The sequence below is a fragment of the Kitasatospora sp. NPDC051984 genome, assembly GCF_044593455.1.
Taxonomy (GTDB): Bacteria; Actinomycetota; Actinomycetes; order Streptomycetales; family Streptomycetaceae; genus Kitasatospora.
The window spans coordinates 16123-36599 of record NZ_JBIUCB010000005.1; the positions used below are offsets into that span (position 1 = coordinate 16123).

19 protein-coding genes are annotated in these 20477 nt (G+C 72.2%); 9 read left to right on the plus strand and 10 right to left on the minus strand.

All coding sequences use genetic code 11. The annotated features are described in order from the left end of the window. Window positions 1-35: 35 nt before the first annotated feature. Complete coding sequence (gene hppD / locus ACIHEI_RS11530) at window positions 36-1247, minus strand: 4-hydroxyphenylpyruvate dioxygenase (protein WP_387635100.1); 1212 nt, start codon at window positions 1245-1247, stop codon at window positions 36-38. 134 nt (window positions 1248-1381) lie between these two features. Next, the gene (locus ACIHEI_RS11535; protein ID WP_396606438.1) at window positions 1382-2698 is read right to left on the minus strand and encodes a phosphoribosyltransferase family protein; all 1317 of its coding nucleotides are present in this window, start codon (window positions 2696-2698) and stop codon (window positions 1382-1384) included. 194 nt (window positions 2699-2892) lie between these two features. Between ACIHEI_RS11535 and ACIHEI_RS11540 the strand changes: the two genes are divergently transcribed. After that, window positions 2893-3345 (plus strand): SPW repeat protein, encoded by a 453-nt coding sequence (locus ACIHEI_RS11540; protein WP_392944747.1) that lies wholly within the window; start codon window positions 2893-2895, stop codon window positions 3343-3345. 63 nt (window positions 3346-3408) lie between these two features. Here the strand turns inward: ACIHEI_RS11540 and ACIHEI_RS11545 are convergent, their stop codons facing one another. Both ACIHEI_RS11545 and ACIHEI_RS11550 read right to left on the minus strand, forming a co-directional pair. Then, complete coding sequence (locus ACIHEI_RS11545) at window positions 3409-4815, minus strand: class II fumarate hydratase (RefSeq protein ID WP_396606439.1); 1407 nt, start codon at window positions 4813-4815, stop codon at window positions 3409-3411. A gap of 114 nt (window positions 4816-4929) precedes the next feature. Beyond that, a complete protein-coding gene (locus tag ACIHEI_RS11550; protein WP_396606440.1) occupies window positions 4930-5925 on the minus strand; it encodes a chitinase in 996 nt (331 codons plus the stop codon). 183 nt (window positions 5926-6108) lie between these two features. Here ACIHEI_RS11550 and ACIHEI_RS11555 point away from each other — a divergent pair, with 183 nt between their 5' ends. The 8 genes from ACIHEI_RS11555 to ACIHEI_RS11590 all read left to right on the plus strand — a co-directional run bounded on the left by ACIHEI_RS11555 (window position 6109) and on the right by ACIHEI_RS11590 (window position 13197). After that, complete coding sequence (locus ACIHEI_RS11555; RefSeq protein WP_396606441.1) at window positions 6109-7302, plus strand: acyl-CoA dehydrogenase family protein; 1194 nt, start codon at window positions 6109-6111, stop codon at window positions 7300-7302. 43 nt (window positions 7303-7345) lie between these two features. Further along, the gene (locus tag ACIHEI_RS11560; protein ID WP_396606442.1) at window positions 7346-7705 is read left to right on the plus strand and encodes a hypothetical protein; all 360 of its coding nucleotides are present in this window, start codon (window positions 7346-7348) and stop codon (window positions 7703-7705) included. Between the two features lie 60 nt (window positions 7706-7765). Next, window positions 7766-8971, plus strand: a complete 1206-nt coding sequence (locus ACIHEI_RS11565) for a helix-turn-helix domain-containing protein (RefSeq protein WP_396606443.1) — start codon at window positions 7766-7768, stop codon at window positions 8969-8971. A gap of 95 nt (window positions 8972-9066) precedes the next feature. Then, complete coding sequence (locus ACIHEI_RS11570) at window positions 9067-9528, plus strand: ATP-binding protein (RefSeq protein WP_396606444.1); 462 nt, start codon at window positions 9067-9069, stop codon at window positions 9526-9528. 4 nt (window positions 9529-9532) lie between these two features. Next, entirely contained in the window at window positions 9533-10678 is a 1146-nt protein-coding gene (locus ACIHEI_RS11575) for an adenosylhomocysteinase (protein WP_396606445.1), read from the plus strand. Beyond that, window positions 10662-11210 carry an NUDIX hydrolase gene (locus tag ACIHEI_RS11580; protein ID WP_396606446.1) on the plus strand — a complete coding sequence of 183 codons (549 nt, stop codon included), beginning with the start codon at window positions 10662-10664 and terminating at the stop codon, window positions 11208-11210. The genes ACIHEI_RS11575 and ACIHEI_RS11580 overlap by 17 nt, the downstream gene beginning before the upstream one ends. A 149-nt stretch (window positions 11211-11359) precedes the next feature. Continuing rightward, window positions 11360-11845 carry a hypothetical protein gene (locus ACIHEI_RS11585; RefSeq protein WP_392944703.1) on the plus strand — a complete coding sequence of 162 codons (486 nt, stop codon included), beginning with the start codon at window positions 11360-11362 and terminating at the stop codon, window positions 11843-11845. An 80-nt stretch (window positions 11846-11925) separates the two neighbouring features. Continuing rightward, complete coding sequence (locus ACIHEI_RS11590; RefSeq protein WP_396606447.1) at window positions 11926-13197, plus strand: multidrug effflux MFS transporter; 1272 nt, start codon at window positions 11926-11928, stop codon at window positions 13195-13197. 267 nt (window positions 13198-13464) lie between these two features. Here the strand turns inward: ACIHEI_RS11590 and ACIHEI_RS11595 are convergent, their stop codons facing one another. The 6 genes from ACIHEI_RS11595 to ACIHEI_RS11620 all read right to left on the minus strand — a co-directional run bounded on the left by ACIHEI_RS11595 (window position 13465) and on the right by ACIHEI_RS11620 (window position 20464). Further along, window positions 13465-14565 carry an LPXTG cell wall anchor domain-containing protein gene (locus tag ACIHEI_RS11595; protein ID WP_396606448.1) on the minus strand — a complete coding sequence of 367 codons (1101 nt, stop codon included), beginning with the start codon at window positions 14563-14565 and terminating at the stop codon, window positions 13465-13467. A 230-nt stretch (window positions 14566-14795) separates the two neighbouring features. Continuing rightward, a complete protein-coding gene (locus ACIHEI_RS11600) occupies window positions 14796-16844 on the minus strand; it encodes a carbohydrate binding domain-containing protein (RefSeq protein WP_396606449.1) in 2049 nt (682 codons plus the stop codon). A 285-nt stretch (window positions 16845-17129) separates the two neighbouring features. Beyond that, the gene (locus ACIHEI_RS11605; protein ID WP_387635069.1) at window positions 17130-18044 is read right to left on the minus strand and encodes an ABC transporter substrate-binding protein; all 915 of its coding nucleotides are present in this window, start codon (window positions 18042-18044) and stop codon (window positions 17130-17132) included. Continuing rightward, a complete protein-coding gene (locus ACIHEI_RS11610; RefSeq protein WP_396606450.1) occupies window positions 18041-18754 on the minus strand; it encodes an ABC transporter permease in 714 nt (237 codons plus the stop codon). The genes ACIHEI_RS11605 and ACIHEI_RS11610 overlap by 4 nt, the downstream gene beginning before the upstream one ends. After that, on the minus strand, window positions 18751-19413 hold the full coding sequence (locus ACIHEI_RS11615) for an ABC transporter permease (protein WP_396606451.1): 663 nt from the start codon (window positions 19411-19413) through the stop codon (window positions 18751-18753). The genes ACIHEI_RS11610 and ACIHEI_RS11615 overlap by 4 nt, the downstream gene beginning before the upstream one ends. After that, entirely contained in the window at window positions 19400-20464 is a 1065-nt protein-coding gene (locus tag ACIHEI_RS11620; protein ID WP_396606452.1) for an ABC transporter ATP-binding protein, read from the minus strand. Before ACIHEI_RS11620 ends, ACIHEI_RS11615 begins: the two co-directional genes overlap by 14 nt. Window positions 20465-20477 lie beyond the last annotated feature (13 nt).

Below are 20477 nucleotides of genomic sequence, written 5' to 3' on the forward strand. Positions count from 1 at the left end.
GCTTCTCCCTCGTCGCCCTGGTTACCGACTGCCCGTCAGAGGTTGCCGCGCCGGTCCTGCTCGCGCTCGATCGCCTCGAAGAGCGCCTTGAAGTTGCCCTTGCCGAAGCCCAGCGAACCATGCCGCTCGATGAACTCGTAGAAGACGGTCGGCCGGTCGCCGATCGGCTTGGTGAAGATCTGCAGCAGGTAGCCGTCCTCGTCGCGGTCCACCAGGATGCCGCGGGACTTCAGCTCCTCGATCGGGACGCGGACCTTGCCGATCCGCTCGCGCAGCTCCGGGTCGTCGTAGTACGAGTCCGGGGTGTTCAGGAACTCGACGCCGCGCGAGCGCAGCACGTCGACGGTGGTGAGGATGTCGTTGGTGGCCAGCGCCATGTGCTGGCAGCCCGGGCCGGTGTAGAACTCGAGGTACTCGTCGATCTGCGACTTCTTCTTCGCGATCGCGGGCTCGTTCAGCGGGAACTTCACCCGGTGGTTGCCGCTGGCGACGACCTTCGACATCAGCGCCGAGTAGTCGGTGGCGATGTCGTCGCCGACGAACTCCGCCATGTTCACGAAGCCCATCACCCGGTTGTAGAACGACACCCACTCGTCCATCTTGCCGAGCTCGACGTTGCCCACCGCGTGGTCCAGCGCCTGGAACAGCCGCTTCGGCGCGCCTTCGGGGCGGACCACGGTCGACTCCTTGGCGACGTAGCCCGGCAGGTACGGGCCGTGGTAGCGGGAGCGGTCGATCAGGGTGTGGCGGGTCTCGCCGTACGCGGCGATCGCGGCGCGGCGGACGGTGCCGTGCTCGTCGGAGACGTCGTTCGGCTCCTCGAGGATGGTGGCGCCCTGGGCGCGGGCGTGCTCGATGCACTTGTCCACGTCCGGGACCTCCATGGCGAGGTCCACGACGCCGTCGCCGTGGCGGCGGTGGTGGTCCAGCAGCGGGCTGTCCGGCAGCACGCCGCCCTTGATCACGAAGCGGCAGGAGCCGGAGCGCAGCACGAAGGCCTTGCGGTCGCGGCGGCCGGTCTCCGGGCCGGAGTAGGCGACCAGTTCCATGCCGAACACGGCCTGGTAGAACTGCGCCGTCTGGGTGGCGTTGCCGACCACGAAGACGACCGCGTCCTGGGCGGTCACCGGGAACGGGTCGGTCGAGGCGTCGTACTCGACCAGGCCCACCAGAGTGCGCAGCTGCTCGGCCGTCAGTCCGGCCGCCAGCTCCTCGGGAGTCAGTTCAACAGCGGCGTCGGTGGTCATTGGTGCGTTCCTCCACGTCGAGTCGGGTTGCGAGGAGCTTCCTCTAGCTCGGTGAGGTGGGCAACAGGTCCGATTCCGGCTGCTCAATGTGTACAAGGTGAGCAGCTCGGGGCCGCTCCCACTGGGCGGATTGCTCAGTGCTCGGGCCGATCCCCTCCAGGTTGACGCACCGTGAGGTGTCCGGCGAACCACCGCGCGGCCAGGTCGGCGACCGCCTCCAGCGCCCCCGGCTCCTCGAACAGGTGGCCCGCACCGGGGATGACCTGCAGCTCGCTCTCACAGCGCAGCTCGGAGCGGGCCTGCCGGTTCAACTCCACCACGTCCTGGTCCGCGCCGCCCACGATCAGCAGCGTCGGCGCCGTCACCAGCGGCAGCCGGGCCCGCGCCAGGTCCGGGCGGCCGCCGCGGGAGACGATCGCGCCCGGTTCGGCGTCCCGTTCGGCCGCCGCCCACAGCGCCGCGGCGGCGCCGGTGCTCGCCCCGAAGTAGCCGAACGGCAGCCCCGCCAGCGGCGGGTGGCGGCGCACCGTGCGGGTCGCCTCGGCGAGGCGGCCGCCCAGCAGGCCCGGGTCGAACACCTTCCAGCGGTCCTCGGCCTCGCTCGGTGTCAGCAGGTCGAACAGCACCGTGGCCAGGTCCTCCCGGTGCAGCCGCTCGGCGACCTGCCGGTTGCGCGGGCTGCGCCGGCCGGAGCCGCTGCCGTGCGCGAACAGCACGACGCCGATGGGGTGTTCGGGCACCGCGATGGCGGCCGGGCCGGTCGGGAAGGCCAGTTCGTGGGTGGCCACCGTCAAGTGCCGCGGCCGGTTCGCCTGTTCGAGCGCCGCCAGCACCTCGTCGTCCGTGGTCTGCCGGAAGTCCTGGTAGAACTCGCCGACGGCCATGAACCGGGACGGGGTGTGCACCGCGACGAACGCGTCCGCCGCGCCGGCCAGCCGGGACGTCCAGTCGGACGGGGCGACCGGCACCGCCAGCACCACCCGCGCCGCGCCCCGGGCCCGCACCAGTCGGCAGGCCGCCAGCGCCGTGGAACCCGTCGCCACCCCGTCGTCCACCACCAGCACGGTGCGCCCGGTCAGCGGCACCGGCGGCCGGCCCTCCCGGTACGCGGCGGCGCGGCGGGCCAGCTCGGCGCGCTCACGGGCCTCGACCGCCGCGAACTGCTCGGGCGTGATGCCGGCCATGTCCACCACGGTCTGGTTCACCACCCGGGCGCCGTCCTCGCCGACCGCGCCCATCGCCAGCTCCGGCTGCTCGGGCACCCCCACTTTGCGGATCACGCACACGTCCAGCGGTGCCCCCAGGGCCGCCGCCACCTCCACCGCCACCGGCACCCCGCCGCGGGGCAGCGCCACCACGACGGCGTTCCGCGCGTCGGCGGCCCTGGCGGGGGTGTCGGTGAGTGCGGCGGCGAGTCGGCGTCCCGCTTCGGTCCGGTCGGTGAAGTGCATGAGGGAACCTCTCCGTTCTCCACCGTACGCGCGCGGGGAGGGAGCGGAGAGGTCGGGACGGCAGGGCACCGAACAGGACAGAACGGGTGATAAGTAAAAAATAAGGATTAACCGGCCGATAGCGTTAGTTTCACCTCAGACCGGGTACCGGCCAAGTGGTTTCGCATTGGCCTGACAACGAGGAGGTGATCCAGGTGTCTACCCAGCTGCCGTCGGGCATGGAGCATCACCCGGACATCCTGGAGATGCGTGAACACGCCGAACGGGCGACATCCACGAACGCGGGGCAGGGGACGGAGGCACTGGCGATCTGCGCCGGTCTGTTCCTCGCCATCTCGCCGTGGGTGGTCGGCTTCAGCGGCTTCACCAACCTGGCTATCAGCAACCTGGTGCTCGGTATCGCCTACACCGTCCTGATGGCGGGCTACGGCCCGGCATGGGGCCGCACGCACGCACGCGCCTGGGCCTGCGCGGTCATCGGCGTGTGGACGATCATCGCGCCCTGGGCCGTCAACGGCGGAGCTCACATCCGCCGGACCATCCTCACCAACACGATCACGGGCGGCGTCATGACGCTGCTGGCCCTGGCCGCGGTCGGAATGGTGTTCGCCGGAGCTTCCGGCGCGGCCTCGCGGCGACGGCACTGACGCGTCGCGTGACCAGACGTCCGCCCCGGCCCATCGCCGGGGCGGACCTCTGTTCGCAGGCCCTTATGCGGGCCGGGTCATCCGCAGCACGTCGAGCGCCTCGTCCAGCTGGGCCTCGGTGAGCAGACCGCGATCCAGATAGCCGCGCTCCACCACGACCTGGCGGATGGTCTTGCGCTCGGCGAGGGACTGCTTGGCGACCTTCGCCGCCTCCTCGTACCCGATGTACCGGTTGAGCGGGGTGACCACCGACGGGGAGGACTCCGCGTACTCGCGGGTGCGCTCCGCGTTCGCGGTGATGCCGTCGACGGTGCGGTCGGCCAGCAGGCGGGCCGCGTTCGCCAGCAGGCGCACCGACTCCAGCACGTTGCGGGCGATGACGGGGAGCATCACGTTCAGCTCGAAGTTGCCGCTCGCGCCGGCCACCGTGACGGTGGTGTCGTTGCCGATCACCTGTGCGGCGACCATCAGCACCACCTCGGGCAGCACCGGGTTGACCTTGCCCGGCATGATCGAGGAACCCGGCTGCAGGTCCGGCAGGTTGATCTCGCCCAGGCCGGTGCGCGGGCCGGAGCCCATCCAGCGCAGATCGTTCGCGATCTTGGTGAAGCCGGTGGCCACCGTACGCAGCTGGCCGCTCAGTTCGACCAGGCCGTCGCGCGCGCCCTGCGCCTCGAAGTGGTTGCGGGCCTCCGTCAGCGGCAGCCCCGTGGCCCGCGCGACCTCGGCGATCACCGCGGCGGAGAACCCGGGCGGGGTGTTGATGCCGGTGCCCACCGCCGTTCCGCCGAGCGGCAGTTCGGCGACCCGGGGCAGGGCGGCCGTCAGCCGCTCCACGCCGTAGCGGACCTGCGCCGCGTACCCGCCGAACTCCTGGCCGAGGGTGACGGGCGTGGCGTCCATCAGGTGCGTGCGGCCGGACTTCACCACCTCGGCGAACTCCCCGGCCTTCGCCTCCAGCGCCCCCGCCAGGTGCTCCAGCGCCGGGATCAGCTCGTGCACCACGGCCCCGGTGGCCGCGATGTGGATCGAGGACGGGAACACGTCGTTGGACGACTGCGAGGCGTTGACCTGGTCGTTCGGGTGCACCGGGCGGCCCAGGCGCTCGCTCGCCAGGGTGGCGATCACCTCGTTGGTGTTCATGTTCGACGAGGTGCCGGAGCCGGTCTGGAACACGTCCACCGGGAACTCCGCGTCCCAGCGGCCCTCCGCGACCTCCTCGGCCGCCGACCGGATCGCTGCCGCGACCGGCTCCTCCAGCACGCCGAGGCGCGCGTTCACGGTCGCCGCCGCCGCCTTGATCCGGGCCAGCGCCGCGATGTGGGCGCGCTCCAGGCGCTGGCCCGACACCGGGAAGTTCTCGACCGCGCGCTGGGTCTGCGCCTGCCACTTGGCCGCGGCCGGCACCCGCACCTCGCCCATCGAGTCGTGCTCGGTCCGCCAGCCCTGCTCGTTCTTGCTGTCCGCCATGGTTGGGACACCTCCTGGTCCCGTCAGCCTTCCACGGGCCCCGGGCATTCCCGCGGCTGCGGACGTGTGTGTCGGCCCGCGCCATCCCCCACGGTGGCGCGGGCCGACGCGGCATCAGCCGTGGTAGGAGGCGATGACCTTGGTGAACGCGTAGGCGGACTGGCCGATCCCGCTGCACGTGTCGCCGGCGGAGGTGCCGGACGGGCACGGGCGGTCACGGTTGACCGCCCAGAAGGTGAACCGGGCCAGGTGGTGGGCCTTGGCGTAGTTCAGCATGGTGGTGAAGTCGGCGGTGGAGACCGTCTCGTCGGCCTCGTCGGTCTTCCCGTTCATCGAGGAGATCCCGATGTGCTTGTACGCCGTCGCCGAGTCGTAGCCGTAGGCGCTCGCCACCGCGTTCTTCAGACCGTCGGCGGCCTGGGTGGAGACGGTGCCCATCGCGCCGCTGTGGCCGCCGAAGTCGAACGGCATGACGGTCCAGCCGTCCACCGCGAGGCCGGCCGCCGCGCCCTTCTTGACCAGGTCGGTGCCGGCTGCGTCCGGGCCGGAGGGCGTGGTGCCGAAGGTGACGTACACCTTCAGGCCCGGGTTGTTGGTCTTGACGGTCTTCAGCGCGCTGATCACCCGCTGCCGGACCGTCGCGTTGGACGCCTCGGTGTTCTCGATGTCGATGTCGATCGCCTTCAGCCGGTAGGCGTCGATCACCTTCTGGTACGCGCCGGCCAGCGCGGAGGCCGAACTGCACTTCTCGCCCAGCTTGTTGCCGTCCCAGCCACCGAACGAGACCAGCACGTCGCCGCCGGCGGCGCGGATCGCGTCGATGGTGCGCTGGTCGCTGCCGCCGGTGAGCGCCCGGGAGCCGTCCCACTTCGGGTTGCAGCCGCCGTCGGAGAGCATGAAGGCCAGCGTGAACTGGGTGGCGCCGGTGGCCTGCATCACCTGCACCGGGTCCTGCGGGCTGCCCCAGCCCAGGTACTCGTACGGGGCGTTGAGGCCGACCGGGTCGGGGGAGGCGGCCTGCCCGGCCGGGGCCAGGGCGAGTGCGCCGGCCGACAGCGCGGCGGTGACGGCGAGGGCGAGCAGCGGACGGGCGGGGGCGGGGATGGCCATGGGTCACCGTTCCGGGAGTCGCGGACGCGGCGGGGCGAGGGGTCGCCCGACCGCTCAACTGTTAGGAAAGTTTCCTGATCTGACAGGGAATCAGCTCGCCCTGTCCGCGTCAAGACTCCGGGCCCGACGGGCGGCATACTCCTCGGTAGCCCGTTCCGCGCAACCCTCCGAGGAGCCCGTCCGATGGCCACCACCCCCGACTCCGCCTCCCGTCGCCCCGACCCGCTCGACCTGCTCGGCGTCGACGAACTGCTCACCGACGACGAGCGGTTGATCCGCGACACCGTGCGCGCCTTCACCGACCGGCACATCCGGCCGCACCTCGCCGACTGGTTCGAACAGGGCACCTTCCCGGTCCGCGAGATCGCCCCCCAACTCGGCAAGCTCGGCGTCCTCGGCATGCACCTCGACGGCTACGGCTGCACCGGCTCCACCGCCACCGAGTACGGCGTCGCCTGCATGGAACTCGAGGCCGCCGACTCCGGGCTGCGCAGCTTCGTCTCGGTGCAGGGCTCGCTCGCCATGCGCTCCATCCACGCCTTCGGCTCCGAGGAGCAGAAGCTGCGCTGGCTCCCCGAGCTGGCCGCCGGACGGGCCGTCGGCTGCTTCGGCCTGACCGAACCCGAGGTCGGCTCCGACCCGGCCGCGATGCGCACCCGGGCCCGGCGCGACGGCACCGACTGGATCCTCGACGGCGCCAAGATGTGGATCACCAACGGCTCGGTCTCCGACGTCGCCGTGGTGTGGGCCGCCACCGAGGACGGCGTGCGCGGCTTCCTCGTCCCGCAGGGCACCCCCGGCTTCACCGCCCGCGACATCCCCGGCAAGCTCTCCCTGCGCGCCTCCGTCACCAGCGAACTCGCCTTCGACGCCGTCCGCTTGCCCGCCGAGGCGATGCTGCCCGACGCCCGCGGCCTGCGCGCCCCGCTCTCCTCGCTCGGCGAAGCCCGCTACGGCATCCTGTGGGGCACCGTCGGCGCCGCCCACGACTGCTTCCGGGCCGCCGTCGACTACGCGCGCGACCGCGAACAGTTCGGCCGCCCCATCGGCGGCTTCCAGCTCACCCAGCAGAAACTCGTCGACATGGCCCTCGAGCTGGAGAAGGCCTACCTGGTCGCCGTCCGGATCGGCCGCCTCAAGGACGAGGGCCGCGCCCAGCCCGCCCACATCTCCTTCGGCAAGCTCAACAACGTCCGCACCGCCCTGGAGATCGCCCGCACCGCCCGCACCATCCTCGGCGCCAACGGCATCACCACCGCCTACCCCGTGCTGCGCCACGCCAACAACCTCGAATCCGTCCTCACCTACGAGGGCACCTCCGAGATCCACACCCTCGTCCTCGGCGAGGCCATCACCGGCGAGTCCGCCTACCGCTGATATTCGCTGGTCAGAGCCCTGGCGCGCCCCCTACGGTGACACCATGACGACGCACCGGCCCCCGGCCACCACCACCCTCTGGCGCCCCACCGGCCCCGAGGAACTCGCCCTGGTCGCCGCCTCCGGCTGGCGCGCCTGGCCGCCCCGGCTGCCCGAACAGCCGATCTTCTACCCCGTCCTGAACGAGGACTACGCGGTCCGGATCGCCCGGGACTGGAACGTCCCGGCATCCGGCGCCGGGTACGTCACGCGCTTCGAGGTCGAGACGGAGTTCCTGAAGCGCTACCCCGTCCAGCAGGCCGGCGGCGAGACCATCCTCGAACTGTGGGTCCCCGCCGAGGAGCTGACCGAGTTCAACCGGCACCTGGTGGGCGAGATCCAGGTGGTCCACGAGTTCCGCTGAGTCCCCTCCGGGCGGGGCGGTACCTTCCGGGTACGGCCCGGCACCCGGAAGGGGATCAGGATGACGCAGTGGAGTGACTACACCACCGGCGAGCGCATCAAACTGCTGCGCGGCCCGGACCTGACGCAGGAACAACTCGCCGAAGCCTCCGGCCTGTCCGTGGCGACGATTCGCAAGGCGGAACGCGACCTCGGCGGCAGCCTTCACACGCTGCTGAGGATCTCCGCCGCGCTGAACGCCGATGTCTCAGTGATCCTCGGCCAGCAGGCGCCGCGACGTGCGATGCGCGGCGCCGACCGCGCGATGCTTCGCGAGCTGTCCCGCGCCGTCCACGACACCGCCGCCGGTGTCGGTGTGGACGTGCAGCCACCGGCGCCGGCCGAGCTCGCCGCCGGGCTTGCCGCCGCGTGGGAGACGTACCGCGCTGGTGACTTCGCCGGCGCGGGCGTGCGTGTCGCCCCCGCCCTGCGCGAGGCCGCCGCCGCCTTGCGGGCCGCCACTGCGGACCAGCGGGGAACAGCGGCCGGCATCCTCGCGGACGCGTACCGGCTCGCCGCGTACGTGGCCAACCAGTTCGGTGCCCGCGATCTCGCGTACGCGGGCATCGGCCACGCGCAGGACCAGGCCGACCGGGCCGGGGACGTCGTCCGCTCGGCCATGGTCGCGTCCGGCCGGTCGTGGATCTATCTGCGGGACTCCCGCCTCGGCCAGGCCGAGCAGACGGCACGCGCGTCGTACGAGTCCATCGAGCCCCGGTACGGCGACCGTGATCCCGGACTGCTCGCCACCTACGGATGGCACGTGACCTTCGCCGCCGTGGTCGCTGCCAGGAGCGGTGACATCGCCGGTGCGGACGACCTGCTGTCCCAGGGGCAAGCGGTCGCGGCCCGGATGGGCCGGGACGTCACCGTGAACGGCACGGCGTTCGGCCCGACCACGGTCACCGCGCAGGCGATCGGCATCAGCGTCTCCACCGGCCGCCCCGGCAAGGCCCTCGGCCTGTTCGGATCACTCGGCGACCCGTCCAGCCTCACCCCGTCCGCGCACAACCGGCTGATGCTCGACGTCGCCCTCGCCCAGGCGGAGACCCGGCAGTCGGACAGCGCGTTGGACACCTTGCTGGACGTCTGCTCGGCGGCACCGGGCTGGGCCCGCCACCAGGCCCTGCCGGGAGTGATCGCCCAGAAGGCGAGCGCGGGCAGCGCGACCACCGCCAAGCTGCGGAAGCTGTCGGCGATCCTCGGGACGTCCATGGTCATCAGCTGACTGATACGGGGCGTATCACTTCCGTCCGATATGACTTCGGGAAGTGATACGCCCCGTTCGTTCACCGAAGGTGTGTTCCCGGCCACAGTTGGTGCATGCTGACGCTCCATCAAGGACCTCCTCCTCCACCGGGTGTGGCCACCCTGCGCCTGCGGTGCCGGCCGGAGTCGGCCGCGGCGGCCCGCCGCCTGGTCCACGCCAAACTCACCGAGTGGGAGCTGCCGGACCTGGTCGACGACGCCCGCCTGATCGTCACCGAACTGGTGGCCAACGCGGTAGGTATCGGAGGACGGACGCACCTGGTCGTCGGTGTTCGCCGCCCCACCGCCGCCACTGTGCGGCTGCTCGTCCGCGACGGCTCGACACTCCTTCCGGTGCGGACCGAGGCCGGGCCCGATGCCGAGTCCGGACGCGGTCTCGACCTGATCCACCACCTCACCCAAGCCAAGTGGGGCGTCCGTCTCCGGCCCTGGGGCAAGGTCGTCCACGCCGAGCTGTCCACCACCCGCAGCCTGGGCCCTGTCGAGCCCAACACGCCAACGAACGCGAGAGGTTAGCGTGATGGAAGAACTGGAAGCATCCCGCGTCGGGCACTTCTTCCGCAGCGTCACCGAACGATTCCCGGCGGCGCCGGACACCGCGTCGATCGTCGTCACGCACCTGGTCGACGGAAGGCCCATCTTCCTGTCCGCCGCCGCCCGCGCGACCGATCTGCGTGCCATCCTTCCCAAGCCCCGATCCGTACAGGCCGACGTCCTGACGCCGGCGGAGAAGGTGGCCACCTGCGACCCGCTCTCACGGGCCGACTTCTCCGACCCCGGGTTCGTCCTGGAGTACTTGGAGAACCGGGCGCCCGGCCGGAATCTGGTGATCGCCGACGTCGGCGGCTATTTCGCCCCGGCCCTCGGCCGCATCGCGAAGGAGTACAGCGGCCGGATCGTCGCGGTGGTGGAGGACACCGAGAACGGACACCAGCGGTACGCCGCCCTCGACGACCAGCCGGTGCCGGTGTTCTCGGTGGCCCGCAGCCCGCTCAAGGTGGCGGAGGACTACCTGGTTGGTCACTCCGTGATCTTCTCCGTGGAAGCCCTGATCCGGGGCCACGGCGACATCATGAGCTGCCGCCGGGCCTGCGTGATCGGATTCGGGAAGATCGGCTCCAGTGCGGCATCCCTGCTGCGGGCGAAGGGTCTGCCGGTCGTGGTCTTCGACGCCGACCCGGTCAAGCGCACCCAAGCCCTGTCCATGGGCTACCAGGTGGCCGGGATGCTGGCGGAGGCCACTGCCGGCGCGGGTATCGTGATCGGTGCGACCGGGAACGTGAGTCTTTCGGCCGCCGATTTCTCCCGGCTCGCGAACGGTGCCTACGTGGCGTCCGTGACGTCCAGTGACGACGAGATGGACCTGGACAGTGTCGCCGACCTGTACCGCCGCACGAGGGTCGCGCCGCACGTGACCCGGTACGACACCACGGGCCACTACTTCTACTTGCTGGCCGACGGAAACGCCGTCAACTTCGTGCACGGGGCGTCCGCCGGGTCGTTCATCTACCTGGTGCAGGCAGAGATTCTGGCGGACATCGGCCTTGCAGCGAAGGGCAGTTACGCGTCCGGAATGCACGAGGCCGATCCGCAGACGCGTATGTTCATCGCGGACAGCTGGCTCACTACCTTCACGCAGGAGCATCCCCATGCCCATCACCGCTGAACACATCCGGGCCACCGTTGACGCGTACCTGGAACGCCGTCCCGGCGACCGGGGACGCCTCGGTCGCCTGCTGGCCGCGCTGGAGGACGGCGCCGACCTCACCGACCGGTCCGTGATGCGCGGGCACGTCACCGCCGCCGTCTTCCTGGTCCGGGAGGACGGGAAGGTGCTCCACATCGCGCACAACGCGACCGGGAAGTGGCTGGTACCCGGCGGCCACCTGGAGACGGTTGACGACACCTTGGCCGGCGCCGCGCTGCGGGAGCTGACGGAGGAGACGGGGATCCCGGCCGACCAGGTCACGTTGGGGGAATTGGTGGACATCGACGTGCACCCGATCGCGGCGAACCCGGCCAAGGACGAGGGCGACCACTTCCACTTCGACGTGCGGTACGCGGCCGCGCTGTCCGGCCGGAGTGAGATCCGCCTGCAACTCGAAGAGGTGGCCGGGTTCGCGTGGAATCACCTGGACCCCGAGCAGTACCGTGCCGCTGCCGAGCGGATCACGTCAGGGGTGCCTGCGGGCAACTGACAGGTGAGGAGCGGACTCCCCCTTCCGGGTGGGGTGGGGTCCGCCGGAAGTCGGGGGCCGGGGGCGGGGGGTCAGCCTGCGGGACGATCCAGGTCGGTACCTGGTGCGCATGGGCGGGGGGTCGGGGCGGGGCCACCATGGAGGGGACGGTGAGCGGCGGGACGGGGTGGGCAGGGATGGGCGGCGCGCGGCAGGCGACGGCTTTGGTGTTCGGCGGGGCGGCCGTCGCGGCGCTGGTGGTGATGGTCGCACCGGCCACCATCCAGGAGGCGCAGGACCGGATGGACCAGACCCTGCGCTTCCCGACGGGCGCCGCCGCCAAGGCGGCCGGCAGCCAGGTGCCGGGCTGGCTGCCCGACACGGCGGTGCGGATAGCGTTCCTGACGGGCAGCCAGGACGGCGACCGGCTGATCCGCGCCACGCTCCCCGACCGCGCACTACCCGCCGGCTGCACCGAGGGGAGGCCGGTCGGCAGCGTCCACCTGAGCGCGCACTGGTTCCCGCGCGACACCCCGCAGCGCGCCACCGCGCACTGCGGCCTGTACGACGTCGCGCTGATCGGCGATCAGCTGTACGGCTGGCAGGACGCCGCGGTGGTGGCCAGCGCCCGGCCCGGCGGCGTTCCCGTGCACTGAGACAGCGCGGGGCCCGGCCTTCCGGGCGACCCGGCGGATGCGATAGGACGGTGCGCATACCCGCCACCCCGAGGAGCACCATGCCAGGCCCGACCGTCGATGCCGACGGCGACCAGACCGTCCCCGCAGCCCCCGGCCGACCCGACTCCATATCCGGCGCACTGAGCAAGGCCCCGTTCGTGGCGGCCACCGTGGCCGTCCTGGGCAGCCTCGCCGCGCTCGGGCCGACCACCACCGACCTGTACCTGCCCGCCCTGCCCGAGCTGACCGCCGACCTGCACTCCACCGCCCCGGCCGCCCAGCTCACCCTGACCGGCTCGCTGCTCGGCATGGCCGCCGGCCAACTGCTGTTCGGCCCGCTCAGCGACCGGATCGGCCGCCGCCGCCCGCTGCTGGCCGGTCTCGCCCTCTACACCGTGGCCAGCGTGATGTGCGCCCTGGCCACCTCTATGCCGATGCTGGTGGCCGGCCGCGCGCTCCAGGGCGTGGCGGGCTCCGCAGGGCTGGTGATCGCCCGGGCGATCGTCCGCGACCGGCTCGAAGGCGTCGCGATGATACGTTTCCTCGCCACCATGGGCCTGATCTCCGGCCTCGCCCCGATCCTGGCCCCCGTCGTCGGTGCCCAGTTGCTGCACATCACCGACTGGCGCGGCACCTTCTTCATCCTGACCGTGCTCGGCGCGCTGCTCACCGTCGGCTCCGCGCTCGGCATCCGCGAGACCCTGCCACCCGAACGCCGGCACGGCGACGGTCTGGGCACCACCGTCCGCGCCATCGGCGGGCTGCTGGGCGACCGCCCGTTCCTCGGCTACCTGCTCACCAGCACCTTCGCGTTCGGCGCGCTGTTCGCGTACGTCGGCGGCTCGTCGGTGGTGCTGCAGGACGTGTACCGGATCTCCCCGCAGACCTACAGCCTGGTGTTCGCCGTCAACTCGATCGCGCTGCTGGCCGTCACCCAGCTGAACGGCCGGGTGCTGGTGCAGCGCTTCCCCGGGCCGGTGCTGCTGCTCTCCGCGCTGACGGTGGCCGTGGCGGCCGGCGTCGCGGTGGTGCTGTGCACCACCGTCTGGGACACCGGCCTGGCCGGGGTGTGGCCCGCGCTCGCGGTGCTGATGGGTTCGATGGGTGTGATCATGCCGAACGCCAACGGACAGGCCCTCACCATGGCGCCGCACGCGGCGGGTTCGGCGTCCGCGCTGCTCGGCACCGGCACCTTCCTGTGCGGCTCGCTGGTCGCCCCGCTCAGCAGCGCCGGCGGCCACCCGTCCGCGACCGCGCTCGGCGTGATCGTGCTGGGCTGTTCAGTGCTGGCGCTGCTGTCGTTCCTGCCGCTGGCGACCCGCCGGGAGTGACGGGCCGTCGGCGAACCGGCGTCCGGGCAGGCAGGTCGGAGGCGGCGCCGGGCGCCGAGCGGTGGTGACGGGCGCAGCACTCCGTCCGTCACCACCGCACCGCAGGGCATCGCCTCACTGCCCGTCGCGGACGGCGGCCGATCCCCGGTGAGGGCCGGCCGGGGGCCAGTGGCAGCGGCCGCCGCTCCCGAACCGGACGGCGGCCGCTCCCGAACCGGACGGCGGCCGCGGCGTGACCACGGGAGCAGGAGGCGGCACCGGCCGGCGTCAGTGCCTGCGGCGGGTGCGGCCGACGCGGAGCAGCGCGGCGCCGGCCGCGGCAGTCAGCGCGGCGACGGCGGCCAGCGGACCGGTCGTGGAAGCGCCGGTCTCGGGAAGCTCGGGTGCCGCCGGCGTGCGGGTCGGCTCCGGTGAGGTGGACGCCTCGCCCGTCGGCTCCGGTGAGGTGGACGCCTCGCCCGTCGGACTGACGCTCGGTGACGGGCTGGGGCTGGGGCTGGGGCCGCAGGGAATCCACTGGAGCAGGACCTCGCCGTCGCCGCTGCGCACCCCGGTGGTGAACTGGGCTCCGGCGGGGCCGAGGCTGGAGCCGCCCCCGCCGCCGCCACCGTCGAGCGTGCCGGTGGTGGACGAGCCGCCCGCACCGCCGCCGTGGGCGCCACCGCCGCCGCCTCCGCCGCCGCCCATGTGGGGGTCGGCGAGGTTGAGCGCGCCGGATCCGCCGATCATGCCATTCGCGTCGCCGCCGGCCGCGCCCGGCTGGTCACCGGCGAAGGCCGGGGTTCCGCCGGCCCCGCCCCCGCCGCCGTCGCCGCCAGAGGCGCCGCCCTGGCCGCCGCCCGGGGTGGTCGGCGTCTGGCCGGGCTCGCCGCTCTGGCCGCCGTCGCCGCCGCGTCCGGTGTCGGTGTTGGCGAAGCTTCCGGCGCCGCCGCCTCCGCCGCCCGCGACGATCACCGTGATGTCGTCGAGGGACACGGCCGTCGCCCCGCCGCCGCCGGCCGCGGTGGCGCCGTTGCCGGGAATCGGGACGCTGCCGTAGGCGCCGCCCTGGCCGCCGCCACCGTATCCGCCGTGCGGCGGACTGCCGTCGGTGAGGCTGCCGCCGCTCCCGGCACCGGCCACGTTCACCGTCAGCACCTGGCCGCCGTGGACGTCGAGCGTCGCGCGGACCTCGCCGCCCAGCCCGCCGGACGAACCGTAGACCGCGGTACCCCCGGCCCCGCCGAAAGCGGTGACATCCACCTGGCACACGTCGTCGGGCACCGTGACGGTCTGGGGGCTGCCGGTGAACCCGAGGTCCACCGTCCCGTCGGGGCCCTGCACCGCCGACGGCAGTGCCCGGGCCGCGAAGGCGGCGGGCACGGCCACGACCAGACCGGAACTCAGAGCAACCGCGCACGCTGCGCGCACGGTGGGATTTAGTCGTCTCATATGCCCACAGTAGATTCGCGGACGGTGAGCACATCGACACGCTAGGTAGTCAATCGGGTGTGTCGGCCGCACCGCGGCGAGCGGAACCGGGGACAACGGGCCGCGCCCGGCCGGTGGCGGGGAAGGAGCCACCGCCCGGGTGCGGCCGTTTCATTGATCGGGGAGCGTCAGGCGATGGAGAAGTCGTCGCCGTAGACCGCGCCCTGGCCGTACCAGCCGTGCAGGTAGACCGTGACGGTGCCGCTGGCGCCGGTGGTGAACGGGACGCTCACCTTGGTCCAGGAGCTGCCGTTGGCCCAGGTGGAGGCGGTGGCGCCGCCGGTGACCCCGACGTAGGAGTACGGGCCCTGGACCCAGGCGGTCAGGGTGTACGAGTGGTTCGGGGCGAGGGCGACGGTCTGGTCGCACTCACCGGTGGTGCCGGCGGTCGGGGTGACCTGGAGCGCCTTGGAGCCGCTGTGCACGGGGCTGCCGACGACGGCGGCGCCGCTCTGGCAGGTCCACGGGGCGAGGCTGCCGGACTCGAAGTCACCGTTGACCAGGCCGGTGGGCGGGGTGACGCCGGTGACGGTCAGCGCGTACGTCGCGGTGTGGGTCTGGCCCGCGCCGGTGCCGGTGACGGTCAGGTTGTAGGTGCCCGGGGCCGCCGAGGCGGTGGTGGCGACGTTCAGCGTGGCGGAGCCGCCGGCGGTGACGCTCGCCGGGCTGACGGTGGCGGTGACGCCGGCCGGGGCGCCGGAGACCGACAGGCCGACGGCCTGGGCGGTGCCGGAGGTGACGGCCGTGTTGATCGTGCTGGTGGCGGAGGAGCCGGCCTGCACGCTGCCCGCGGCGGGGGAGAGCGACAGCGAGAAGTCGGAGGCGGTGGTGCCGCCGGTGACGGTCAGCGTGTACGTCGCCGAGTGGGTGCCGCTCGCGCCGGTGCCGGTCACGGTCAGCGGGTAACTGCCGTTCGGCACGGCCGAGGTGGTGGAGACGTTCAGCGTGGCGGAGCCGCCGGCGGTGACGGTGGAGGCGCTCAGCGAGGCGTTGAGGCCCGGCACGGGCTGGGTGGCCACCGACAGGTTGACGCTCTGCGCGGTGCCGGAGGTGACGGCCGTGTTGACGGTCGTCGAGGTCGAGGACCCCGCCACGACCGAGCCGGTGGCCGGGCTGAGCGCCACCGAGAAGTCGTTCGCCGGCACGGTCGAGCTGGTGAACTGCGAGAAGATGTGGCTGAAGTCCCACTTGTTCTGCGCGATGCCTGAGCAGTCGTCACGGCCGCCGGTGCCGGCGCAGCCGCCGTTGTCGCGCTGCAGCGCCCAGAAGGACAGCGTGTTGATGCCCTTGGAGACGGCCCAGTTGTAGACCGTGGTGGCGTTGGCGACGGTGAAGGTCTCGGCGGCGCCGAAGTCGTCGATGCCGGGCATCTCGATGATGCCGATCATGCCCCAGATCTGGGCGGAGGTCTTGGTCGGGTACAGCTTCGCCAGCTGGTTGTACAGGCCCTGCGCGGAGGTCTGGGTGTCCGCGGCCATGTCGTGCGGCTGGTTGTCGTAGTAGTCGAACGTCATCATGTTGACGACGTCGATGCGCGCGTTGTTGGTGACGGCGTTCTTCAGCACCGCGAGGCCGCTGGAGGCCAGGCCGGTGGTGGTGGTCGGCAGCGTGTAACTGAACTGGATGGAGCGGCCGTTGGCGGCGGCCCAGTCCTCGACGATCTTGATCGCCTTGTTGCGGCGGTCGATGCCGGCCGTGTTGGTCAGCGAGTTGTCCTCGATGTCCAGGTCGATCCGGGAGACGTCGTAGGTGGTGATGACGTTCTCGAACTGGGCGGCGATCTGGTTGACGTCGGTGCACGAGTCGGCGATCTCGGTGCCCGTGTTGTCGGCGGTGTAGCCGCCGAAGGACGGGATCACGTCGCCGCCGTTGGCACGGATGGTCGCGATGTCGGCGCCGAACACGGAGTTGGACACCGGCATCGTGGTGTCGCCGTTCCACAGCGCGGTGCAGGAGCCCTTGGTGGCGGCCTGCAGGAACGCCATGGTGAGGTGCTTGACGCCGGACTGGGAGGCCAGCGCGGCCGGGCTCTCGCCCGTCCAGGACTCGAAGTACGGCGCGAAGACATGCTGCGGCAGCGGAGTGGCGGCCTGCGCGGGGGCGGAGATCAGCCCCAGCGAGGCGGCCGCCATCGCGCCCGTGGCGAGCAGCGCTTGGAGTGGTCGGTGAAGGCGCATCGAGGCTCCATCAGGCATGGGTGGATGGCCTCGTGCCGCAGTTCGGGCACGGGGCAAGGGTGGTCGGCCTGGTACAGGGAGTGCCGGGGTGGTGCGGGGCGTACGAAGCCCCGGCCGGTGGTCACACCCCCACGATGCGTTTCCGGTCGGGAAAACAACGCTCCCATGGTTGGTCTGGACCACTCATCTGTCAAGACTCCTAACTGTCCGTCCCACCAGGTGTCCTGACATGCCGTCGGCCCCGCACCCGAGGCCGAGGGGTGCGGGGCCGACGGGCGGCGCGGGTCAGTTCAGGCCGTTGCTCTTCAGCCAGTCCTTGGCGACCGCCGACGGGTCCTCCTTGTCCACCGCGACGCGCTTCATCAGCGCCGTCAGCCCGGCGGTGTCCAGCTTCGCCGAGACCGCGTTCAGCGCGGCCGCCCCGGTCGGGTCGATGCCCGTCTTGTTCACCAGCGGAGTGACGTTCTGCGAGCTGAACAGGTTCTTCGGGTCGCTCAGCGACACCAGCTTCAGCTGGACGATCTTCGGGTCGGTGGTGAACACGTTGCCGACCTGGACGGTGCCGTCCTTGAGCGCGTTGGCGGTGGTGTCCGCGGTCGGCTTCCACTCCTTGAAGGTGACCCCGTACACGTCCTTGAACTGCTGCTCCCGCCGCGACTTGAACTCCGGCGGGCCACCCACCACCAGGTCCTGCGCCTTGCCCGCGAGATCGGCGATCGACTTCACACCCAGCTTGTCGGCCGTCTCCTGGGTGACCGTCAGCGAGTCCTTGTCCTCGGCCGGCGCCGAGTCGAGTATCCCCAGCGCCGCCGGCAGCTTGGACGCCAGCTCACTGTTCACCGCGTCCTTGCCGGTCGCCGTCGACTTGGCGTCCAGGTACCCGAGCAGCGCACCGTTGTACTCCGGCAGCACCGTCAGCGCACCGGACTGCAACTGCCCGTACAGCACCTCCCGGCTCCCGATGTTGAACTTCTCCTCGACCTTCACCCCCTTCGCCCGCAACGCCTGCGAGTAGATCGACGCCAGCAGCACGTTCTCCGGGAAGTTCGCCGATCCCACCACCACGGTCTTCCCCGAACCACCGGGCGCGGCAGGGGACTTCGCGGCCAACGGGTCGCCCCCGCCGGAGGAGGAGCAGGCCGCCGCGCCGAGCATCAGCGCGGCGACGGCGACGGCGGTTCTGACCGGACGGGAAGTCATATCGAGTCCTTTGCAAGTGCGGGCAGGCCCGCGGGTTCGTCAACAGGGGCGGTGCGCGCGCCGCGTGGCGTCGCGTGCCGGATGAGCAGGGCGAAAAGGAGCTGGACGGCGACGGCGAGCAGGACCACCAGGAGGGCGCCGCCGACAGTGGTGGGGAAGTTGCGGGTGGCGAGGCCGTCGATGACGTAGCGGCCGAGGCCGCCGAGGCCGACGTAGGCGGCGACGGTGGCGGTGGCGATCACCTGGACGGCGGCGGTGCGGGCACCCGCGAGCAGGGTGGGCAGAGCGGACGGGAGGCAGACCTGGAAGAGCGTCTGCGGGTGGGTCAGGCCGATGCCGCGGGCCGCGTCGCGGACGTCCGGGTCGGTGCCGCGGATGCCCTCCGCGGTGGCCACCAGCAGCGGCGGCGCGGCGAGCGCCGTCAGCGGGAGCAGCACCGCGGTGTCGCCGACGCCCGCGAGCAGCACCGCCAGCGTGACCAGGCCCAGGGTGGGCAGCGCGCGGGCGACGCCGGTCAGCGCCGTGACCAGGAACAGGCCGCGCCCGGTGTAGCCGATCAGCAGGCCCAGCGGCACCGCGAGCAGCGTGGCGAGCGCCAGCGCCTCGGCGGAGAACACCAGGTGTTCCAGGACGCGGTTGAGGATCGAGTCGGGCCCGCTCCGGTGCGCCGGGTCGGCGAAGAAGTCGTGCAGCCAGCCGAACCAGTTCACCGCGCCACCCCCGCCGCCCACGGCGCCAGCACCCGGCGGGCCGCGACCAGCAGCAGGTCGCAGACCAGCGCCAGCAGCGCCACCAGCACGATCCCGGCCAGGATCGGAGTCGGGAAGGTCCGCTGGAAGCCGTCCACGAACAGGTAGCCGAGCCCGCCCCGGCCGATCAGCGCGCCGACCGCCGCCAGCGAGATCGAGGACACCGCGGCGACCCGCAGGCCCGCTATCAAGTACGGTACGGAGGCCGGGAGTTCGACGGCGGCCAGCCTGCGCCACGGCCCATAGCCCATCGCCGTGGCGGCCTGCCGCACCGGCTCCGGCACGGCCCGCAGCCCGTCCACCGTGGTCGGCAGCAGCACCGCCAGCGCGTAGAACGTCAGCGGCACCATCACGGTCTCCCGGGTGGCCAGCCCGGTGTACGGGATCAGCACCACGAACACCGCCAGCGAGGGCAGCGCGTACACCACGTTGAAAACCGCCGCGAGCGGCTGGTACAGCCGCGGATAGCGGGTGCAGGCCAGGCCCAGCGGCACCGCCAGCAGCAGGCCGATCAGTACCGGGACCAGCGCGATCACCGCGTGGTCGCCCGTCAGGCCGGCCAGGTAGCCCAGGTGGTCGCCGAGCCAGTGCCAGCGCACCAGCGGCTCACCGTCCAGCATGGTTCACCTGCGCCCCCGCCTCGTGCGTGTCCGTCCCCGGCTCGGCGAGCGCGGCTACCACGGCGGCCCGGCTCGCGGTGCCGATCGCCCGGCCCTCGGCGTCCACCGCCACGGCGTGGCCCGACGGGGCCAGCACCGCGGCGTCCAGTGCCGAGCGCAGGTTGTCCCGGGCCGGGGCGAACACCGGCACCGGGTGGCGCCGGTCGCCGCGCACCCAGTGCTCCGGGCGGCCGTCCGCGTCGAGCGTCAACGCCCAGTCGTCGTAGGCCGGTTCGAGCTTGGCGAGCGGGACGTCGGCGGCCGGGCGCAGACCCAGGCCGCGCAGGCCCCGGTCGCGGCCCAGGAAGGCGGCCACCCCCGCGTCCGCCGGGGCGGTCAACAGGGTGTGCGGGTCCGCGAGTTGGGCGATCTCGCCGTGCTCGCGCAGCACCACCACCCGGTCGCCGAGCCGTACCGCCTCCTCGATGTCGTGCGTCACGAACAGCACCGTCTTGCCCAACTCGGCCTGTAGGCGCAGCAGTTCCTCCTGCAGCCCGGCGCGCACCAGCGGATCGACCGCGCTGAACGGCTCGTCCATCAGCAGCACCGGCGGATCCGCCGCCAACGCCCTTGCCACACCGACGCGTTGCTGCTGGCCGCCGGAGAGCTGCGCCGGGTATCGGCGGGCGGTCTCCGGCGGCAGGCCGACCAGCTCCAGCAGCTCCGCCGCCCGGGCCCGGGCCCGCTTGCGGTCCCAGCCGAGCAGCCGCGGCACGGTGGCCACGTTGTCGATCACCCGGCGGTGCGGGAACAGTCCGGCCTGCTGGATGACGTACCCGATGCCGCGCCGCAGTTGGGCCGCCGGCAGGGTGGCGACGTCGGTGCCGTCAAGAAGGACCTTGCCTCCGGTCGGCACCACCATCCGGTTGACCATCCGCAGGATGGTGGTCTTGCCGCAGCCGGACGGGCCCACCAGGACCGTGGTCCGGCCCGCCGGTACGTCGAGGTCCAGGCCTCGGACGGCAACCGTGCCGTCGGGGTGGCGCTTGGCGGCGCCCTCGAATCTGATCACGGAAGGGTCCTAG

Coding starts and splice junctions, on each gene's coding strand:
- ACIHEI_RS11575 (WP_396606445.1), top strand. CDS start 9,533: ATGGAAGAACTGGAAGCATCCCGCGTCGGGCACTTCTTCCGCAGCGTC.
- ACIHEI_RS11545 (WP_396606439.1), bottom strand. CDS start 4,815: ATGGCGGACAGCAAGAACGAGCAGGGCTGGCGGACCGAGCACGACTCG.
- ACIHEI_RS11560 (WP_396606442.1), top strand. CDS start 7,346: ATGACGACGCACCGGCCCCCGGCCACCACCACCCTCTGGCGCCCCACC.
- ACIHEI_RS11535 (WP_396606438.1), bottom strand. CDS start 2,698: ATGCACTTCACCGACCGGACCGAAGCGGGACGCCGACTCGCCGCCGCA.
- ACIHEI_RS11600 (WP_396606449.1), bottom strand. CDS start 16,844: ATGCGCCTTCACCGACCACTCCAAGCGCTGCTCGCCACGGGCGCGATG.
- ACIHEI_RS11580 (WP_396606446.1), top strand. CDS start 10,662: ATGCCCATCACCGCTGAACACATCCGGGCCACCGTTGACGCGTACCTG.
- ACIHEI_RS11565 (WP_396606443.1), top strand. CDS start 7,766: ATGACGCAGTGGAGTGACTACACCACCGGCGAGCGCATCAAACTGCTG.
- ACIHEI_RS11550 (WP_396606440.1), bottom strand. CDS start 5,925: ATGGCCATCCCCGCCCCCGCCCGTCCGCTGCTCGCCCTCGCCGTCACC.
- ACIHEI_RS11590 (WP_396606447.1), top strand. CDS start 11,926: ATGCCAGGCCCGACCGTCGATGCCGACGGCGACCAGACCGTCCCCGCA.
- ACIHEI_RS11605 (WP_387635069.1), bottom strand. CDS start 18,044: ATGACTTCCCGTCCGGTCAGAACCGCCGTCGCCGTCGCCGCGCTGATG.
- ACIHEI_RS11570 (WP_396606444.1), top strand. CDS start 9,067: ATGCTGACGCTCCATCAAGGACCTCCTCCTCCACCGGGTGTGGCCACC.
- hppD (WP_387635100.1), bottom strand. CDS start 1,247: ATGACCACCGACGCCGCTGTTGAACTGACTCCCGAGGAGCTGGCGGCC.
- ACIHEI_RS11555 (WP_396606441.1), top strand. CDS start 6,109: ATGGCCACCACCCCCGACTCCGCCTCCCGTCGCCCCGACCCGCTCGAC.
- ACIHEI_RS11615 (WP_396606451.1), bottom strand. CDS start 19,413: ATGCTGGACGGTGAGCCGCTGGTGCGCTGGCACTGGCTCGGCGACCAC.